Raw genomic sequence first — 15,471 nt, forward strand, 5'->3', positions numbered from 1 at the left:
ACCTTTCAGCTCTTATTATCTACCTAGTTACGGAATTCAAATATGTCTATGCGTATTGGTCATGGCTATGATGTCCATGCTTTTGGTCCAGGCGATAAAATTGTTATTGGCGGTGTTGTTATTCCTCATCATCACGGTTTGATTGCGCATTCCGATGGCGATGTGTTGTTGCATGCATTGAGCGATGCATTACTTGGTGCGGCAGCCTTGGGTGATATAGGCAAACACTTTCCTGACACCGACATGCAATATCGCAACGCTGATAGCCGTGCATTGCTGCGAATGGTTTATGCAAAAGTATCTCAGCTAGGATGGAAGCTTGCGAATGCAGACTTGACGATAGTTGCGCAGGCTCCGCGCATGGCTAATTATATCTCCCATATGGTTGAAGCTATTGCTGCTGATCTGCAGGTCCAAACAAATCAAATTAATGTTAAAGCAACAACAACGGAGCGTCTTGGTTTCACCGGGCGAGAAGAGGGTATTTCTTCTTATGCGGTTGTGTTGCTGGAAAAAGCATAAATAAATTTATTGAATAGGGATTTTCATGCCGGTAATTTATTCCGAATTTCGCTCTCCTTGGTGGATGTTTAATGGTGATTTGCAAACGCAATTACCTGTTCTATTGCGACGAGTAAAACTAGCTTCAGAATCATTGGTTATTCCAACGACTGATGGGGATGAGCTGAGTGCAAATTTATACTGTTCTGCCAGTGAACGAAAAAAAACGTTACTAATTCTTACTCATGGATTGGAGGGGAGTAATAAACAACATTACATTCTCGGTATGGCAAAAGCAGCGCTGGAATCTGGTGTTGCTGGTGCAGATGTGGATGTGGATGTGCTTGCGTGGAATTTACGCGGTTGCGGATCACCCTCAAATAACACCGAAAAATTGTATTTTGCTGGTGGATCGCAAGACTTCGATGCAGTCGTTGTTTGGGCTGAGAGCAATGGATACGACAACATCTATCTTGCTGCCTATTCATTGGGTGGAAATATTGTACTTAAATGGTTGGGAGAGCAGGGTGTAAGCGCGCGTGCACGTGGAATTAAAGCAGTATGCGTGGCGTCTGTTCCTATCGATCTAAAAGCCTGCGTAACAACCCTGGATCGCTGGCGGAATATGGTGTATCGACTGTATTTTGTCACCAGTATGAAATGGCGCTTGAGGCGGAAAGCAGTACAGTTTTTTGGTAAGGTTGATCTTTCTCGCTACCATCAGGTCAACAGCTTTTATTCATACGACGAAATTTATTCCGCTCCACTAAATGGTTTTGCGAGTGTGGACAAGGTCCACGCTGCTGCTAGCGCTAAATATTACCTTGATAAAATCGATGTCCCTTGTTTACTGGTAACAGCAAAAAATGACCCGTTTCTCAATTCTGATTGCATTCCACTGAGCTTGGCGGAACAACATCAGATGCTCACTTTGGAAATCACTAACTCCGGCGGTCATGTCGGTTTTTTGGATAACCAACGTGAATGGTGGTTGGATACACGATTTTTGAATTTTTTTAAATCACTTTCATAATGCAGGCAAAGTTTTGACAGAGTTTTCACTTGATTTTCCTCGCGCTTACGGCGCTCTTTCCGCAACCGCAATTTTTCGTGCGCTACCTGAAGATTTTCAGGTGGATGAAGATTTAGGCTATTCGCCCTCGGGGTCAGGGGAGCACGTTTTTTTGCATGTTTACAAGCGAGGTGAAAATACCGCTTGGGTTGCTGGAAAGATTGCTGAGTTGGCTGGCGTGAACGTAACGGATGTGGGCTATTGCGGGCGAAAAGATCGTCATGCAGTGACCGCACAATGGTTTAGTGTTTATCTACCCAAGGCACCTGAACCTGATTGGACGTTACTTAACTCCGAGTCTATTCAACTGCTATCGGTATCAAGGCATCAGCATAAGTTGCGTCGTGGTGAGCATCAGCAAAATAGTTTTGTTATTCGCTTGCGGAATGTACAAACAGAAAGTCGTGAGTTGTTGCAGCAAAAAATTGAATCAATATTTGCACATGGTGTACCTAATTATTTCGGAGAGCAGCGCTTTGGCATTGGCGGAAATAATTTAAATGAAGCCGATGCTATTCTTGCTGGCGGAAAGCGCTATCGCGATAAACAAAAGCGCGGGTTAATGCTGTCGGCAGCGCGATCATATTTATTTAACCAGGTGTTGGCAGCGAGAGTGCTTTCCAATAACTGGACAAGCTTGCTTGATGGAGATGTTAGTTCACAACCATCAGGTCCGTTGTGGGGGCGTGGACGTCCTTTAGTTTCCGGTGTTTTGCTTGAGCTAGAGCAGGGTGCTTTGCTGCCGTGGGCAGTATGGTGCGATGGCTTGGAGCATGCAGGTCTGTCGCAAGAGCGCCGCTCATTACAATTATTCCCTCGAAATGCTGCATACAAATGGATTAACGATGATTTGATTGTGCAGTTCTCGTTAGATGCGGGTGAGTTCGCGACAGCAATCTTGCGCGAAGTGGCAGAGTTACAGCAAAACCAGGCCGATGAAGCTACGTTTGACCAAGCCTAGCGGGAAAGATATTAACCCTATGCTATAGTTGCTTCTTTGGTTGTTTGGGTGCCACTTGGATAATCGCCTTTAGCTTCCTTTATTTAATTTTCCATGTCGTTATAAAAACAGGAGAGCATCTGAATATGACTAACTTATTGATGCAAGGTGTAGGTATGACCTCGCTACGCACCCGTGAGCGTCTCATTCAGCGTTTGCGTGATCAAGGTGTGTCCAATATGCGTGTGTTGGATGTTTTGCTCAACACACCTCGTCATATTTTTCTCGATGAAGCCCTTGCTCATCGAGCTTATGAAGATACTGCTCTTCCTATTGGTCACGGACAAACTATTTCCCAGCCTTACATAGTCGCACGTATGACCGAAATTCTACTTGGGGCCGCAGGTGGAAAATTAACCAAGGTATTGGAAGTAGGGACTGGATCAGGTTACCAGACAAGTGTTTTGGCACAGTTGGTACCGCAGGTCTACAGTGTTGAGCGTATTAAGCCGCTACAAGATAAAGCGCGCGAACGGTTACGGCAGATTGGTCTACGAAATGTACAATTGCGCCATGCTGATGGTGGGTTCGGATGGCCTGAAGCAGGTCCCTATGATGGGATTTTGAGTACTGCCGCCCCTCAAGCTGTTCCGGATGAGCTTCTAAAGCAACTGGCCCCAAATGGAGTGCTGGTAATTCCAGTAGGCGGACGAGAGCAACAATTACACTTGATTATTCGCGATGGTGAAACAGAGAATTTTATTACGCGGATAATTGAACCAGTCAAATTTGTTCCTTTTCTTTCAGGCACTTCGCGTTAATACTTAATCCTAAGTCTAGAACTTGTTGCGCTGAGGGATGTCTGTAATCAAGGAGTGTCAATATTGGTTTAGAATTGTGCGCAGCCACTATCAGGATCAGCGTTTTTGCCTTTTTAAAACCCCTTTTTGTGCATTTTTTTATAAAGATATTAGATAATTTTAAAATAAATTTCTAATATTTAGTTCAAAATCGTATAAGAGAGATTAAAAAACAACCACAGCTCTTGAGTGATTCCATGCCGGAAGCGACATCTAATTACCAGGTTAAATTGTCAAGATTGTTCAAAATATTGATCGCTTGTGTGGTTCTCGTTTCCTGTGCATCCCATTCTCCCGCTCCTGTTTACGATAAATCCCGCAGTTTCGCCAATCGACCAAAAACCCACATAGTTGCACCTGGCGATACCATGTTCTCAATCGCATGGCGCTACGGCTTAAAGTACGAAGAACTGGCTAAATACAATAAAATTAGCCCGCCATATATTATTCGTCCTTCACAAGTAATTCGTTTGGATATGGTGGGTGGTGCCGCTTCTCCCGTTCAAACTCAATCTGGCGGTAAGTCAGTCGTTACTAATTCGAAGCTGTCAGGCCCTGCAAAGACTCCTACTTCCACAAATAAAAATAGTGTTATCCGTAAAGAAAATAAAACGACTACGGTTGGGCAATCCAATAAAAATTCAACTGTGTGGGGTGCACCACAATGGCGCTGGCCAGCGAAGGGATCTTTGATCTCATCATTTCAGGGCAATAATGGATTGAATAAGGGTATTGATCTTGGCGGCAAATTGGGAGAGCCTGTGCTTGCGGCGGCGGCTGGACAGGTTGTTTATTCTGGCAGCGGTCTTCGTGGATACGGCAAGTTACTTATCGTCAAGCACAATGAAGTTTTCCTTAGTGCCTACGCCCACAATGATAGGTTGCTAGTGAAAGAAGGTGATTTTGTTAAAGCTGGACAGATAATTGCCGATATGGGTTCAAGTGGTACCGATAGAGTAAAGCTTCACTTTGAAATTCGTCGCGATGGAACACCGGTTGATCCGTTGAAATACCTGCCGAGACGTTAACCAAAGTGTCACACTCATAGGCTACAACGAAATGTATGAGTGAAACTCCAACATTTGGCATCAATGTTTAGGGGTACAGCTTGGGCGAGCTGGATGACTTATAAAAAAAGCCAGCCGGTTAAATAAAAATTGATTAAGGGGCTGAAAAATGACTTTACAAAATAGGGATTCAACCACGTTTGATCGCGATGATGCATTTATGCCAGCTGATGGAGAGTTGGATGATGCGGAGCTACTTTTGGCTGAAGAAGATGATGAATTGCCCAAACCTTCTTCGGTAAATGTAAGCGAACGAATTATCGATGATAAGTACAATAAAACGCTTGATGCTACCCAAATTTATCTTAATGAAATCGGATTTTCCCCCCTCCTGAGTGCTGAAGAAGAAGTCTTCTTTGCACGCAAGGCGTTGAAAGGTGATGAGGCTGCGCGTAAGCGTATGATCGAAAGTAACCTTCGTCTTGTTGTGAAAATATCTCGTCGTTATGTTAACCGTGGTTTGGCTTTGCTCGATCTAATCGAAGAAGGCAATCTGGGGTTAATTCGTGCAGTTGAAAAGTTTGACCCGGAGCGTGGTTTCCGTTTCTCAACTTATGCGACTTGGTGGATTCGTCAAACCATTGAGCGCGCCATCATGAATCAAACGCGCACTATTCGTTTGCCGATTCATGTTGTGAAAGAATTGAATATATATCTCCGCGCAGCGCGTGAGCTTTCGCAAAAGCTCGATCACGAACCGACGCCGGAAGAAATTGCTAACTTGCTTGAAAAGCCAGTGGCTGATGTTGAGCACATGCTCAGCTTAAATGAGCGCGTCACGTCAATTGATGCTCCTATAGGCAACTCATCTGATCGTGCAATTGTTGATACGATTGCTGATACGCAAGTGTCCGATCCGGCTGCGTTGCTGCAAGATGCTGATTTGACCACTAGTCTTGATCATTGGTTGGATGAGTTGACTGAAAAACAGCGCGAAGTTTTGGCTCGTCGTTTTGGTTTGCGTGGATATGAGGTGAGCACGCTTGAGGAGGTTGGTCTTGAAATTGGATTGACTCGTGAGCGCGTTCGCCAAATTCAAGTAGAGGCTTTAAAGCGTTTGCGCGATATTATGGAAAAACAAGGTTTGGATAGTGCTGCATTGTTTAGTGCTTGATAAATCCAGCTTCTGAGGTTTCAAATAAAAAAGGCGACATGGTCGCCTTTTTTATTGCCTCGAATTTATTGCGGTTGGCCAACTGCTTGAGCTAAATATTTTTAAAGCAGCAACGACATGGCTGCTTCCATTTCCTCGCTTAAATCTTCTGATTCAGTAACGTGTATATCGGGATCGAGCCCCAGCCGCTCAAATGCTTTTACTTTTGAGCAATCAATTTTTGCCATTGGCGAGTCTGTTCCCAAATAACTTTGTAGCATTGCGACAGTGACAATATCCGCATAATCGACCTTCGGGCTCTGACGGGAAAAGTCGATGTGCTGAGTTGGAATATGAGCAAGCTCCTCGGGAAATCCCCAGGTTCTCAGAATCATATCGCCGATAGGGCCATGTAGTTCATCGATCACAGCATCAAGCGTGAAACTGTCTTTGAGCAGGGCCGGGTGATCTTCTGCATACGTTAGAATCGGTAGTACACCGATTTTGTGAACCAGACCGGCCAGTGTTGCTTGATCAGGACGCAAGCGTGTGTAGTGCTTACATAGAACATGGCTGATACCAGCAACTTCGCTGGAGCGGCTCCATACTTCGCGCATACGCATATCAACCAAATCAGATGTAGCTTGAAACATTTGCTCCATTGCAAGGCCGGTGGCGATGTTGCAGGTGTATTGAATTCCAAGGCGCATCAACGCGGTGCGCAAATCTTCTATTGCGCGGCTGGCGCGAAGTAAAGGGCTGTTGGCAACACGGATAATGCGAGCGCTTAGCGCTGGGTCATTACCAATAACACCGGTCAATTTATCGATGTCGGCCTCAGGGTCATCGGCTACTTCCCGCACTTTGAGTGCGACCTCTGGCAAGGTCGGAAGGACAAGTTGGTCTTTGTTGATCGCAGTAATAATTTCCTGGCGAACTTTTTCAGCAATGGGGTTCATTCGAGATCCTGCTACGGCACTATTCAGTTTTACGGCACTATTCAGTTCTACCGCATTATTCGGTTTTGTCATCTGCAGTAGGTATAGCATAGGGGAGAGGCAGATGTTTTAAATTTTCCGGACTTGCTTCCAGTTTCACTTGATCCAATTGTTCGTCAAGGAGTGAGGCCAGTATTTCAATGCGATTATCTGGTGCATGTGCGGCAGTCACTAGATGCCCGCAGACTTGTTGAGTGGTGATGTTCACCAGCGCTGAACCCAACGGAGGTAGTTGATTGCCGTTTAATTCAAATCGATACATGTGGCGTTTCAGCTTGCCGCGATAATGCAAGCGCGCCACTATCTCCTGGCCGGTGTAGCAACCTTTGCGAAAGTTGATTCCGTTAATAAGTTGGTAATTAACTTCTTGCGGTGTAAATAGCTCAAAGGTATCAGGTTGGATGTCGGCAACACCTGCGCGAATATCCAGAAGTTGCCATGCATTCTCATCGATTGGGTTGGTTGTAATTGTCAAACTTTGTTCGAATGCCTCACTCTCTGACGTTGGTATCCAGCACTCAAAACGATTTTCCTCTAATTGAATCAGTATGCTCCCTTCTTTTTTTACCCAGCCGTCATTTGCTGCAGGTAGATCGCCAAAAAAATTCACTGCCACTTGTTTAGCTTGCTCACCAAATAATCCAAATAGTTGATAAGCGTCGCTGCCGTCATGCAACTTGGCTTTGGAGAAAACAATGTATTTGCCAAACGAGCTTAATGCCTTTTCCATCATGGTTGATGGAATTCGCAGGGCGATAGTTTCCGGGTCAATTTGTAATGCGCGGAAAGTGAGTAGTATTCGTCCCTTGGGATTGCATTGGGCACCGATGCGTGTGACTGGATTATTCAGTTCGCGCAGGTCACAGGTAACCTGGCCTTGGAGAAACTTGCTGGCATCCGGCCCTTTAACGAGTAAGAGCCGGGATTGGTGGAGTTTTACCAATTGAGCTGATTGGTTTTCCAGAGGTGTCTTGGATGTCATAGCTGAAAATACCGTTAAATTGTATGAGGTCTGTGTGGTGCTCAACTGAATCAACTCAGGTGGGGCACTAAAGTGATAGTGTTCTCATCATACCGTTTTTTCTCGATGAGCTCATTGGCAGTTATTACATTTTGGACTATATATGACCAATGCAACCGAGTTCATAAGCAAAATAGCTATAAATCCAAGTTTGGTTGGCCGTTTGGATGCGCGTACGTTAGTAGAAAAATAACGCTTAATACAGTACCAAAATGTTAATCGTCGGGCCTGACACCCGAAACACATAATCGCGGTAAAAACCTTGTGACCTACAGGCATTACCCTGCCATCCGCCAAAGCGGCTTCTATAAGCTTTTCCTCTATTGTTTATTAACAGTAGTGGTGATGTACGCTTATGAGTTTATGCCTGCAAAAAAAATGTTGGTTGTACCATCACCAGATATTCCACATTTCATTTACTCCGATACCAATTCCACGGGCGACTCCATGGTCTATTGGACTGATTTTGATGGCCTTGCGTGGGAGTGCAATATCGAGGATGACGGAAAGCCACACGGTTGCGGTTTTAATATTTACCTTGGCGGCGGTTTGGGTACTGATGGAATTGATTTATCGAGTTATAAAACCATCAATGTCGAACTGGATTATGTCGGTAGTGAACAGCGCATGCGTTTTTATCTGCGCAATTATGAACCGGGCTTCTCGGATATCAACGATATGCAGACGGCAAAATTCAATAATGTTCATGTGCCTGTTAGTTATGTGGATGACCATTTGGTGCTGAGTTTGTCGGAGTTTTCGGTAGCTGAGTGGTGGGTGGCTCTCTATAAAGTGCCGCGCGAAAACTCACTGCCCAGATTTAAAAATGTGGTCGCATTTGGTATTGATATTAATTATCCGGGTATACCGGGAAAACAAAGTTTTAAGCTAAATAAAGTTGAGTTTGTTGGTGAATGGGTATCGCGTGAAAATTGGTACCTCGGAATTCTCCTCTTCTGGCTCAGTATTATTATGGTGGTTGGTGCGATTAGTTTGGCGCGACTGACAAAAGAAATTCGGCTGGAACATCAGCGACTTGAACGGCTGGCTGACCAAAATTCATTGCTTGCGCAAGAAACCGATAAATATAAAAAGCTGTCAATGGTTGATGCCTTGACGGGAGTGCTTAATCGTCAGGGGCTTGCTGAATATATCGAGCAATATTTTCCTGCGCATGCTGATCAAATGGTTTCCATGGTGATTATTGATATTGATCACTTTAAAAAAATAAACGATTCGCTCGGGCATGACGGTGGTGATTTGGTGCTTAAGCAGGTGACCGCGCTAATAAAATCCCACACTCGGCAAAGTGATCAAATTGCACGCTGGGGTGGTGAAGAATTCATATTGGTATTACCGGCTACGCAGTTGGATGATGCTTATCGCATTGCCGAAGAGATGCGAGCGTTGGTTGCAACGGCCAACTTTGACGAATTTCCGGAACTGCATGTCACTATCAGTTTGGGTGTGGGCACTGCCGATGGTCAAACCCCATTTCACCAACTATTCCGACAGGTCGATATCGCACTTTATCAAGCCAAGGCTCAAGGGCGGAACTGGACGGTCAAAGCGGATATCTAGTGCGACTTTCGTTGGTCGCTCGTTTATAATGCGCGCCTCACAAAGTGTTCAGTAGGTAGTGTTGTGGAAATTAATCGTTTGTTCTGGGGTAGCCGACGCGGGATGTTGGAGCTGGATTTGGTGCTGATGCCATTTCTGGAGAATGTCTACCCGACATTGGAGCAGGCTGACAAAGAACGTTACTGGTTATTATTGGAAGAGCAGGATCAGGATTTGTTTGCCTGGTTCTTGCGCAGGGAGAATCCTGCTAACCCCGAACTACAACGGATTGTGGATATTATTCGTGCAAATACCGGTCTTCAAAAAGGCAGTTGATAGTATCGCTGATGAGGCGATGGATTCGCCTGATGCTCCTCACTCTCTAAAACCGCTGCCGCCATTGGTAGCGGTTCGTCTTGGTAATTCCTGTCACCGTTTAATTCTTTATCGCTGCAGCTACTTTTTGTTTGTAGTAAGTCTGTTGTTTGCATTTTACCCGTACATTCTTGAGCAACCCGTTTGGGTGCTTGGGTTAATGCTGTCTGTAGTTGGACTATGGCTAATGTATCGGAGAGAAATGACGAATGATCTTGTTGGTTCGCTTGGATTTGCCGATAACACTTGGGTATTTGAGCAAGGGGGAAGGCGGTATCAACTTGAACTGGTGGGGGAAGTTGTTTGTTGGCCCTGGATAATTATTCTGCCATTTCGCGAGGTTATCGCTAGTGAAAACATCAGCAGAGAAACTACTGGCAAAAAGACGCGCAGGTTATTGATATTTAACGACACGCTTTGCAAAGAAGATAACGCCCGCTTGCGCGCCTGGCTGCGCGCGTGCCTTGTTCCCAAGGCCTAGCGGGCAGTTGGTTAAACTTCTTTACTGACGATCACATCTTGCCCTGCAAAATTGGTGGGCACCACAATCGTGTCACGCGCGATGGATGATTTCTCCGGATAATCGAGCGAAAAATGCAAGCCGCGGCTTTCTTTCCGTTCGTGCGCGGAGCGGATAATCAACTCAGCCACAATCGCAAGATTGCGCAGCTCAATCAGATCGCTGCTTACTTTGTAGTTGCTGTAGTACTCAGCGATTTCTTTTTGCAGCAGCTTGATGCGATGGGTTGCGCGTTCAAGACGTTTGTGGGTGCGCACAATGCCCACGTAATCCCACATAAAACGGCGCAGCTCATCCCAGTTGTGCGAGATGACTACGTCTTCATCTGAATCGCGAACCCGCGAGGCATCCCATTGCGGGGATAATTCAGGCGGTTGGATCTTGTCCAGTTTTGCCAAAATGTGCTGCGCGGCGGATTGGGCGTAGACAATACATTCCAGTAGCGAATTGCTCGCCATGCGGTTGGCACCATGCAGGCCGGTGAAAGAGGTTTCGCCAATTGCGTAAAGATGCTGCAAATCTGTTTGTCCGTTGCTATCAACCACTACGCCACCGCAGGTGTAATGTGCAGCGGGAACGACTGGGATAGCTTCCTTGGTGATGTCGATGCCAAATTCCAGGCAGCGCGCTTTCACGGTAGGAAAGTGCTCGCTGATAAACTCTTCTGACTTGTGGCTGATATCCAGATAAACACAGTCACAACCCAAGCGTTTGATTTCATGGTCGATTGCGCGCGCGACTATATCGCGCGGCGCTAGTTCTTCCCGCTCGTCAAACCGTGGCATAAAGCGCTCGCCGCTTGGCAGGCGCAGGTAGGCGCCTTCGCCGCGCAGGGCTTCGGTAATCAAAAAGTTTTTTGCGCGTGGGTGATACAAGCAGGTTGGGTGGAATTGGTTGAATTCCATATTAGCGACGCGACAGCCTGCGCGCCATGCCATGGCAATACCGTCGCCGCTCGCGCTATCCGGATTGCTGCTGTACAGATAAACCTTGCTCGCGCCGCCAGTTGCCAATACAACGACTTTTGCTTGGAATACGTGGACCGCATCTTTGTTGCTGTCTAGTACATAGGCGCCGGTGCAGCGCAGCTTGCGTGAATCAGCATCTGCCTGGGAGATCAGGTTTACCGCAACGTGGTGTTCAAAGATATCAATATTGGGTTGTTGTTTAACTTGATCAATCAAGGTGGAATGTACGGCTTGGCCAGTGGCATCAGCGCTGTGGATGATGCGTCTATGGCTGTGCCCACCTTCTTTGGTTAGATGGTAATCGCCATTGCTATTTTCTTTAGTGAAGTTGACCCCTTGGTCGATCAACCATTGGATTGCATCTTTGCTGCGTTCAACGGTAAAGCGCACCGCATCTTCATGGCATAGGCCAGCACCGGCGATAAGTGTGTCGGCCACATGAGCATCAATCGAATCCTGATCATCCAATACCGCGGCGATTCCCCCTTGTGCAAACCAGGTGGAGCCTTGGTTGATTTCATTTTTGCTTAGCACAGCAACTCGTGCTTGTTGGGCTAGACTTAGCGCCAGAGTAAGGCCGGCAGCGCCGGAGCCAATGACCAGAACATCGTATTGATAGTGTTTCTTCATGCAGATAAAACCCGATTCACGATAGGATCGTCAGCAGCGCAGACGAGAGTTGTCGCAGTATAACAAGGCTGGGAGGGTTTTTACGAAGTAAACAGCCATTGCGCCAAATACCCCGTATAATCGCCCATGAACTTTTCAGGCATGATTTTGTCTATGAGCCGGCCATCTTTAATAGGCAAGGGTTTATAAAATACCAGCTCTCACTACTAAATGTGACAGCAAACTAAAGTTGGTTTCGTACCGCGGGTGCTACATAAATCCTGATGGATTAATAGAAGCATCAGCACAGATTTGCCCTGCAACCAAAACGGTTGGGGCGCTTGGGGGTTAGAGAATGACAGCGCAACTAGCGCCTGATGTTGATCAGCAACTGGTCGAGCGAGTTCAAAAAGGCGATAAACGCGCGTTTGATTTGCTAGTGATTAAATACCAGCACAAAGTTCTGGCGGTGATCAGCCGTTTCATCCGCGATCACGCCGAAGCCCAAGATGTGGCCCAAGAGGCTTTCATCAAGGCATATCGCGCACTCCCCAATTTTCGCGGGGACAGTGCGTTTTACACCTGGATTTACCGTATTGCTATCAATACTGCCAAGAACCACATAGTTGCGCGCAACCGTCGCCCGCCGACCAGCGATGTGGAAATTGAAGATGCAGAGTTCTTTGATGGCAACGATGGCATGCACGAATTAAATACGCCCGAGCACAACGTATTGTGTGAAGAGCTTGAAGATACGATTGCACAAGCCTTCCGCGATTTGCCAGACGACCTGCGTACGGCGGTGACTCTGCGTGAGATTGATGGTCTGAGTTACGAGGAAATCGCGGAAGTGATGGAGTGCCCGGTCGGCACTGTGCGCTCGCGTATTTTCCGTGCCCGCGAGGCAATTGATAAGCGCATCAAGCCCTTGGTAGAAGATATTTAAGCCGGTTCTATTTTGGAAAATGCAAGTAAAAAGAAGGCCCTTTGAAAAACTTGCACAATTTTTTGTAATTCTTTGAACCATTTGGCTATCGTTTAGTCATAGAAAGCAACTGACCTGAATCATTAAATTAACCAACAGTTAATAAAGGATCAGGGTCAAACATTAACGCGTCTTTTTAATAATAGTTTTTGCATAGAGGCATCAACGAGAATGACAGAGCAAATCCAATCACCAGTGCTTGCCGAATCCTTGTCAGCACTTATGGATAACCAGGCATCTGAGTTAGAACTGCAGCGTTTGCTTAAAGCACTTGATGCAGATCCAGAACTCAAATCCACTTGGTCGCGTTACCAGATTGCAAGTGCTGGTTTAAAAGGTGATGTGCCGGTGTTGGCATCCAGCGATTTTGCTTCCCGTGTCAGCGCGGCGATTGATGCTGAAGAAACTTACTCCAAACAACCTGAGGTTGCTGCACAGCAAAATGTAGCGGGGAATGTCGTCGCCATGCCATTGCGTTGGTGGCAGCAAGCTGGTCGCGCTGCAGTAGCAGCAACAGTAGCTGGCGCCCTGATTGTTGGTGTCCAGCAGTATCAAACCATTGCTCCCCAGTCGGTTGAGATGGCTGCTAACTCACCAGTAACTGCTCCAGTCGCCGCAACTGAAACCAAGGCTGCCAATTTACCTTCCGGTATTAATGCTCCAGCTCTTACCGCGCGTACAGTTGCGGTGCAAAGCGGTTATGAATCTCGCCCGCAAGAAAGTCGTCGGGTGATGTATGTTCCGCGTCAGGAAGCCAACCCGGTTTACAACGAAGACATCAGTACTTACCTGAATCAACTTATTCAGGAACATACTGATAATGCTTCACAAAATAGCGGCCAGGGTATGTTGCCTTACACCCGCGTAATCCTTGTAGAAGAGGAATAGTTTTCCGGATCGATTGCATTAACAGGTGGAGCAGTTATGCTGCTCCCTTGATCCACTCTCCTACGAGTTCAGAATGTTAACTCCCCCTGCGATTCGCGCCTTCTTACTGATATCACCACTATTATTTTCGTTTCACTTACAGGCACAGGAAAGCGCTGCGCCAGTATCCAGCCAGGTTTCATCTAACGCGGCGCAATCGCCCGAGGTGAAAAAGCTGCTGCAAAAGATGGCGAATATTCCTCATACCTTGAATTATCAAGGGTCTTTTACTTACCAGCATAAAGATAATCCCACGTTGCAAAGTTTCCGGATTATCCATTGGGTGGAAGATGGGGTAGAGCATGAGCGTCTACAGCATCTGAATGGCCCTGAGCGGGAATTTTTGCGTACCGGAAAGGCGATAGGTTGTGAATCTTTGGGCGATCAATTGCTCCAAGGCAAAATCAGCCAGCTCGGCGCCAACCTTGCGCGCATGGATCAACTGTATAAATTTGAAATTCGCGGCCCTGAGCGTGTGGCAGGACGTGAGGCAACGGCGTTACTGGCTTTTCCGCTGGATAATTTCCGCCATAGTTCATTACTGACGATTGATAACGAAACCGGATTAGTACTTAAGTCCTGGTTGGTAGATGAATCTGCGCGCCCGTTGGAGCGCTACCAATTTATCGACCTCGATCTCAGCCCTGATATCGCTAGCCTGCAACGCCAGCCTGCCGCTAAATTGCAGCGTTCAGCCGTTTCGCATATCACAGAATGCAATCCCTCCGAACTCAAACAGCCAGAGCATTGGAATGTTGCATGGGTGCCCGCCGGTTTTGCATTTGTCGGCCAGCGCAAAGTGCGTGACAAGATTGATATGTTGATGTACACCGACGGACTTACCTCATTCTCGGTATTTATCGAACAAGAGGCGGGTGCGATACCTGAGGGAGTTGCACAGCGCGGAGCGACACTGGTGGTGATGGATTTATTACGCTATCAGGATAAAAACTACCGAATTACGGTGGTGGGGGAAATACCGGTCGTCAGTGCCCAAAAAATTGCGCAGAATATAGGGGGGATTTAATCCTCCCTTTTCTTTTCTGCATATTTATATTTTATTGCCTCAGGTTATTTGATGATTCTCGAAACTGGCCGCATAGCTGCAATAGAAACTGAAGGTCTCTGGGTGGAAACCATCCGGAAGTCGGCCTGTGGTTCCTGTAAAGCAGAGAAGGGGTGCGGGCAAAGTTTGATGAATAAGTGGGATGGCCATAGCGCATATATATGGGTGCTGTTGGAGGGGCGCGATCCGGCGAGTTACCAATTGGGCGATGAAATCCGAATCGGTATACCCGAAGAGGTTATCGCGAAAGGAGCGTTGCTGGTTTACATGGTGCCGCTACTTACACTCGTGATTGCTACAGCGCTTGCGCATCACCAGTTTGCCCAGGAGGGCATTACGACCCTCAGTGGTTTTGCGGGATTGTTGTTGGGCGGGTTGATTGTCCGCTGGCATTCATGGCGGACGCGTCTGGATAGTAACCTGCAACCAGTATTGGTCGACGATAGCGCGCCTTTACATTTTTATCCGTCAGCGGAGCAGCATTAATATGTTGCGCATCAACTCGGCGATCACCATTCCCCTGAGTGAAATCGAGTGCAGCGCGATGCGCGCGCAGGGCGCTGGTGGGCAGAATGTCAACAAGGTGTCGAGTGCGATACATTTGCGTTTTGATATCCCTAATTCGTCGTTGAGTGAATTTTGCAAAGAGCGTCTTCTCGCGTTGGGCGATAACCGCATCACCAACGATGGTGTGTTGGTGATCAAAGCCCAGCGCTTTCGAACTCAGGAACAAAACCGTGAAGATGCTTTGGCGCGCTTGCAAGAGATCATTCTCGGTGCAATTAAAATTGAAAAAGCGCGCCGCGCAACCAAGCCTACATACTCATCCAAGCAGCGCCGTATGGATGCAAAGACCCAGCGTGGGTCAATTAAATCAGCACGGCAAAAAGTATCCTACGATTAATCTTC

At 46.8% G+C, this 15,471-nt stretch carries 17 protein-coding genes; 14 read left to right on the plus strand and 3 right to left on the minus strand.

Translation table 11 applies throughout. The features are described 5' to 3' along the window. Positions 1 to 48: 48 nt before the first annotated feature. From ispF to rpoS, 6 genes are all read left to right on the plus strand, one after another. The gene (gene ispF, locus AAGC78_RS02605) at positions 49 to 522 is read left to right on the plus strand and encodes a 2-C-methyl-D-erythritol 2,4-cyclodiphosphate synthase (RefSeq protein ID WP_435782538.1); all 474 of its coding nucleotides are present in this window, start codon (positions 49 to 51) and stop codon (positions 520 to 522) included. Positions 523 to 547: 25 nt separating this feature from the next. After that, entirely contained in the window at positions 548 to 1,534 is a 987-nt protein-coding gene (locus AAGC78_RS02610) for a YheT family hydrolase (RefSeq protein ID WP_435782474.1), read from the plus strand. Between the two features lie 13 nt (positions 1,535 to 1,547). Further along, entirely contained in the window at positions 1,548 to 2,534 is a 987-nt protein-coding gene (gene truD / locus AAGC78_RS02615) for a tRNA pseudouridine(13) synthase TruD (protein WP_435782475.1), read from the plus strand. 125 nt (positions 2,535 to 2,659) lie between these two features. Then, a complete protein-coding gene (locus tag AAGC78_RS02620; protein ID WP_435782476.1) occupies positions 2,660 to 3,334 on the plus strand; it encodes a protein-L-isoaspartate(D-aspartate) O-methyltransferase in 675 nt (224 codons plus the stop codon). Between the two features lie 236 nt (positions 3,335 to 3,570). After that, entirely contained in the window at positions 3,571 to 4,401 is an 831-nt protein-coding gene (locus tag AAGC78_RS02625; RefSeq protein WP_435782477.1) for a peptidoglycan DD-metalloendopeptidase family protein, read from the plus strand. A 148-nt stretch (positions 4,402 to 4,549) separates the two neighbouring features. Further along, complete coding sequence (gene rpoS, locus AAGC78_RS02630; protein WP_435782478.1) at positions 4,550 to 5,554, plus strand: RNA polymerase sigma factor RpoS; 1,005 nt, start codon at positions 4,550 to 4,552, stop codon at positions 5,552 to 5,554. A gap of 101 nt (positions 5,555 to 5,655) precedes the next feature. Here rpoS and AAGC78_RS02635 read toward each other — a convergent pair whose 3' ends face one another. Together AAGC78_RS02635 and ygfZ are read right to left on the minus strand one after the other, a co-directional pair. Further along, a complete protein-coding gene (locus AAGC78_RS02635) occupies positions 5,656 to 6,492 on the minus strand; it encodes an HDOD domain-containing protein (RefSeq protein ID WP_435782479.1) in 837 nt (278 codons plus the stop codon). 55 nt (positions 6,493 to 6,547) lie between these two features. After that, entirely contained in the window at positions 6,548 to 7,513 is a 966-nt protein-coding gene (gene ygfZ, locus AAGC78_RS02640; RefSeq protein WP_435782480.1) for a CAF17-like 4Fe-4S cluster assembly/insertion protein YgfZ, read from the minus strand. Between the two features lie 303 nt (positions 7,514 to 7,816). Here ygfZ and AAGC78_RS02645 point away from each other — a divergent pair, with 303 nt between their 5' ends. From AAGC78_RS02645 to AAGC78_RS02655, 3 genes are all read left to right on the plus strand, one after another. Further along, the gene (locus AAGC78_RS02645; protein WP_435782481.1) at positions 7,817 to 9,133 is read left to right on the plus strand and encodes a GGDEF domain-containing protein; all 1,317 of its coding nucleotides are present in this window, start codon (positions 7,817 to 7,819) and stop codon (positions 9,131 to 9,133) included. Positions 9,134 to 9,196: 63 nt separating this feature from the next. Further along, positions 9,197 to 9,448: a succinate dehydrogenase assembly factor 2 gene (locus tag AAGC78_RS02650; RefSeq protein WP_435782482.1), complete on the plus strand. Its 252-nt coding sequence runs from the start codon at positions 9,197 to 9,199 to the stop codon at positions 9,446 to 9,448. Next, a complete protein-coding gene (locus tag AAGC78_RS02655) occupies positions 9,417 to 9,968 on the plus strand; it encodes a protein YgfX (protein ID WP_435782483.1) in 552 nt (183 codons plus the stop codon). The genes AAGC78_RS02650 and AAGC78_RS02655 overlap by 32 nt, the downstream gene beginning before the upstream one ends. An 11-nt stretch (positions 9,969 to 9,979) precedes the next feature. Here AAGC78_RS02655 and nadB read toward each other — a convergent pair whose 3' ends face one another. After that, positions 9,980 to 11,605, minus strand: coding sequence for an L-aspartate oxidase (nadB, locus tag AAGC78_RS02660; protein ID WP_435782484.1), 1,626 nt, complete (start codon positions 11,603 to 11,605; stop codon positions 9,980 to 9,982). A gap of 334 nt (positions 11,606 to 11,939) precedes the next feature. Here nadB and rpoE point away from each other — a divergent pair, with 334 nt between their 5' ends. From rpoE to arfB, 5 genes are all read left to right on the plus strand, one after another. Further along, positions 11,940 to 12,530, plus strand: a complete 591-nt coding sequence (gene rpoE / locus AAGC78_RS02665) for an RNA polymerase sigma factor RpoE (RefSeq protein WP_435782485.1) — start codon at positions 11,940 to 11,942, stop codon at positions 12,528 to 12,530. A 210-nt stretch (positions 12,531 to 12,740) separates the two neighbouring features. Then, positions 12,741 to 13,457 (plus strand): sigma-E factor negative regulatory protein, encoded by a 717-nt coding sequence (locus AAGC78_RS02670; RefSeq protein WP_435782486.1) that lies wholly within the window; start codon positions 12,741 to 12,743, stop codon positions 13,455 to 13,457. Between the two features lie 73 nt (positions 13,458 to 13,530). Continuing rightward, positions 13,531 to 14,523 carry a MucB/RseB C-terminal domain-containing protein gene (locus AAGC78_RS02675; RefSeq protein ID WP_435782487.1) on the plus strand — a complete coding sequence of 331 codons (993 nt, stop codon included), beginning with the start codon at positions 13,531 to 13,533 and terminating at the stop codon, positions 14,521 to 14,523. A gap of 51 nt (positions 14,524 to 14,574) precedes the next feature. After that, entirely contained in the window at positions 14,575 to 15,048 is a 474-nt protein-coding gene (locus AAGC78_RS02680; protein WP_435782488.1) for a SoxR reducing system RseC family protein, read from the plus strand. Between the two features lies 1 nt (position 15,049). Next, the gene (arfB, locus tag AAGC78_RS02685) at positions 15,050 to 15,466 is read left to right on the plus strand and encodes an alternative ribosome rescue aminoacyl-tRNA hydrolase ArfB (RefSeq protein WP_435782489.1); all 417 of its coding nucleotides are present in this window, start codon (positions 15,050 to 15,052) and stop codon (positions 15,464 to 15,466) included. Positions 15,467 to 15,471: the final 5 nt, after the last annotated feature.

Source organism: Cellvibrio sp. (assembly GCF_039207905.1).
Classification (GTDB): Bacteria; Pseudomonadota; Gammaproteobacteria; order Pseudomonadales; family Cellvibrionaceae; genus Cellvibrio.

What these genes read in the sequence shown, in the direction of transcription:
- rpoS (WP_435782478.1), top strand. Translation starts at nt 4,550, where the DNA reads ATGACTTTACAAAATAGGGATTCAACCACGTTTGATCGCGATGATGCA.
- AAGC78_RS02680 (WP_435782488.1), top strand. Translation starts at nt 14,575, where the DNA reads ATGATTCTCGAAACTGGCCGCATAGCTGCAATAGAAACTGAAGGTCTC.
- AAGC78_RS02670 (WP_435782486.1), top strand. Translation starts at nt 12,741, where the DNA reads ATGACAGAGCAAATCCAATCACCAGTGCTTGCCGAATCCTTGTCAGCA.
- AAGC78_RS02610 (WP_435782474.1), top strand. Translation starts at nt 548, where the DNA reads ATGCCGGTAATTTATTCCGAATTTCGCTCTCCTTGGTGGATGTTTAAT.
- rpoE (WP_435782485.1), top strand. Translation starts at nt 11,940, where the DNA reads ATGACAGCGCAACTAGCGCCTGATGTTGATCAGCAACTGGTCGAGCGA.
- ygfZ (WP_435782480.1), bottom strand. Translation starts at nt 7,513, where the DNA reads ATGACATCCAAGACACCTCTGGAAAACCAATCAGCTCAATTGGTAAAA.
- nadB (WP_435782484.1), bottom strand. Translation starts at nt 11,605, where the DNA reads ATGAAGAAACACTATCAATACGATGTTCTGGTCATTGGCTCCGGCGCT.
- arfB (WP_435782489.1), top strand. Translation starts at nt 15,050, where the DNA reads ATGTTGCGCATCAACTCGGCGATCACCATTCCCCTGAGTGAAATCGAG.
- AAGC78_RS02620 (WP_435782476.1), top strand. Translation starts at nt 2,660, where the DNA reads ATGACTAACTTATTGATGCAAGGTGTAGGTATGACCTCGCTACGCACC.
- AAGC78_RS02625 (WP_435782477.1), top strand. Translation starts at nt 3,571, where the DNA reads ATGCCGGAAGCGACATCTAATTACCAGGTTAAATTGTCAAGATTGTTC.
- ispF (WP_435782538.1), top strand. Translation starts at nt 49, where the DNA reads ATGCGTATTGGTCATGGCTATGATGTCCATGCTTTTGGTCCAGGCGAT.
- AAGC78_RS02675 (WP_435782487.1), top strand. Translation starts at nt 13,531, where the DNA reads ATGTTAACTCCCCCTGCGATTCGCGCCTTCTTACTGATATCACCACTA.
- AAGC78_RS02635 (WP_435782479.1), bottom strand. Translation starts at nt 6,492, where the DNA reads ATGAACCCCATTGCTGAAAAAGTTCGCCAGGAAATTATTACTGCGATC.